The organism is Delftia sp. ZNC0008 (assembly GCF_000799035.1).
In the GTDB taxonomy this organism is placed as follows: Bacteria; Pseudomonadota; Gammaproteobacteria; order Burkholderiales; family Burkholderiaceae_C; genus Comamonas; species Comamonas tsuruhatensis.
The window spans coordinates 13140-15480 of the sequence record NZ_JTKZ01000285.1 but is presented as its reverse complement, the minus strand read 5'-3'; the positions used below and the strand labels follow the sequence as shown (position 1 = coordinate 15480).

General features: G+C 66.2%; 2 protein-coding genes. Both read right to left on the bottom strand.

Annotation, left to right across the window (positions count from 1 at the left end):
- A partial coding sequence (locus L995_RS09550; protein WP_082001527.1) for a methyl-accepting chemotaxis protein occupies positions 1-1269 on the bottom strand: 1269 nt, incomplete at its 3' end.
- A gap of 500 nt (positions 1270-1769) precedes the next feature.
- A partial coding sequence (locus L995_RS34300) for a methyl-accepting chemotaxis protein (protein ID WP_231574401.1) occupies positions 1770-2341 on the bottom strand: 572 nt, incomplete at its 5' end.

The window sequence follows — 2341 nt, the reverse complement described above, 5'->3', positions numbered from 1 at the left end:
ACGCTCCACGCTGGCAGTGATCAGCGCCTTGATTTCCTTGGCCGCCTCGGCGCTGCGCTGCGCCAGCGAGCGCACCTCGCCCGCGACCACGGCAAAGCCCCGGCCCTGCTCACCGGCACGCGCAGCCTCCACCGCGGCATTGAGCGCGAGGATGTTGGTCTGAAAGGCAATGCCGTCGATCACGCCGATGATGTCGCCGATGCGCCGGCTGCTGTCATTGATGCCCTTCATGGTTTCCACGGCCTCGGCCACCACGTCGCCGCCGCGGCGCGCAACGCTCGATGCATTGAGCGCCAGCTGATTGGCCTGGCGTGCGTTGTCGGCGTTCTGGCGCACGGTGGAGCCCAGCTCTTCCATGGATGCCGCCGTCTGCTCCAGCGCGCTGGCCTGCTCTTCCGTGCGGCTGGACAGGTCGGCATTGCCGGAGGCAATCTGCGCACTGGCCGAGGCCACGCCTTCGGCGTTCTGGCGCACGCTGCGCACGGTCTGCACCAGGCTCGATTGCATGCGCTGCAGCGCGCCCAGCAGCAGGCCGGTTTCGTCATGGCGGTCGATGTGAATGGTCCCGCCCAGATCGCCATTGGCCACGCGGTCAGCGGCATCGACCGCATGGGCCAGCGGCGTGCGGATGGAGCGCGTCAGCCACAGCCCGGCCAGCACGGCCAGCAGCACGGCGGCCAGCGCCGCCACGCTGAGGACGACGACCGAGCGCCCATAGACAGCCTCGGCATTGCGGCTTTCCTGCACGGCCGCATCGCTGTTGAGCTTGACCAGCAGGTCCAGCGTGTTCGACGAATCGTTGTAGAGCTTCAGCGACTCGCCGCCCAGCACGGCCTGGGCCTTTTCCTTTTCGCCCTGGCGTGACAGCGCCAGCACCTGCTGGCTCAGTTGCTGGTAGCGCTCGCGTTCCTGGAGCAGTTGGGCGTAGAGCCTTCGCTCTTCGTCGGAGGACAGCAGCGGCTCGTAGGCCTTCTTGCGCTCGGCCAGACGGCGCTGCAGTTGCTCCAGCTGCTTTTCCGAATCGGTCTTGTAGGCGACATCATCATTGTTGACGTGGCGCACCTCCAGCAAACGGGTACGCACGACATCGGTGCCTATCTGGTTGATCACTTCCACGCTGGGCATGGCATTGCCGGTGATGACTTCCATGCTGGTGCGCATGGAGCGCAGTTGCACCAGGGCCGCGGCCACCACGGCCAGCAGCAGCAGCACCAGCAGGCCGAAGGTGCCCAGCATGCGCGTTGAAATCTTGAGGTTTTTCACATTCATCTCTCTTGTAGAGGTCCCGTCATCTTGTTGCGTCTTGCTCTGTCTCGCGCCATGGGCAGGCTATCAGCCAGGCCCGGCGCGAACCTTGCAGAAACAGGCCAGCCGCACCGGCCGATGGCAGCTGGCAGGCAAGGCTTGGAGAGGGGGAGGACGGGACCCCGCGGGAGCGCGGTCTGCTGGATGGCCGATGGCCGCCAGGCCAGGCGGCCATGAGAACAAGGTAATCATGGGATATCCCTTCGTTCCGAGCGAACGAGGCCAGGAGCGGCCGTTCCTCAATCTGTAAGAATAGGACTACATCTATTTACATTCTGCCAGTATCCAAGCATTGTTCAGGACAAGTTCAGGTACTTGCAGTAGGCAGAAACCTTCACTGGAGGATTTGCGCCACAGCCTCCTGCCACCCGGCGTGCGCAAGCTCAACGCAGCACGCAAAAAGAAAGCGGCCCCATGCAGGGCATGGGGCCGCCAGAGGATGGGGCACAGCTGCGGGCAAGGCCTCAGAACGCGGCCCACTCCTCGTCGTCGGCGGTCGCGGTCCTGCTGACCTGGGCTGGCGTGGCATGTTTCGCTGGCCGGGCTGCGATGGGCGCCAGGACCGGCGGTGATGCCAAAGGGGCGGCCGCCGTTGCGCGCGGCACCGCCACGGCCGCCTTGGCGGTCTCAGCCACCTCGGGGACCGCTGTCGAGTCTTCCGGCGCCGTGCGAAACACCGATACCGATGCCACCATGGCCCGCGCCTGCTGCTGCAGCGACTGGGCAGCGGCCGCACTTTGCTCGACCAGGGCGGCGTTCTGCTGGGTGGCCTGGTCCATTTGCGTGATGGCATCGCCCACCTGGGCCACGCCCGCGCTCTGCTCGCTGCTGGCGGCGCTGATCTCGCCCATGATGTCGGTCACGCGCCGGATGGCGGCGACGATTTCGGACATGGTCTCGCCGGCCTTGTCCACCAGCTGCGTGCCCTGCTCCACACGCTGCTCGCTGGCCTGGATCAAGGCCTTGATCTCCTTGGCCGCCTCGGCACTGCGCTGGGCCAGCGTGCGCACCTCGCCGGCCACCACGGCAAAGCCCC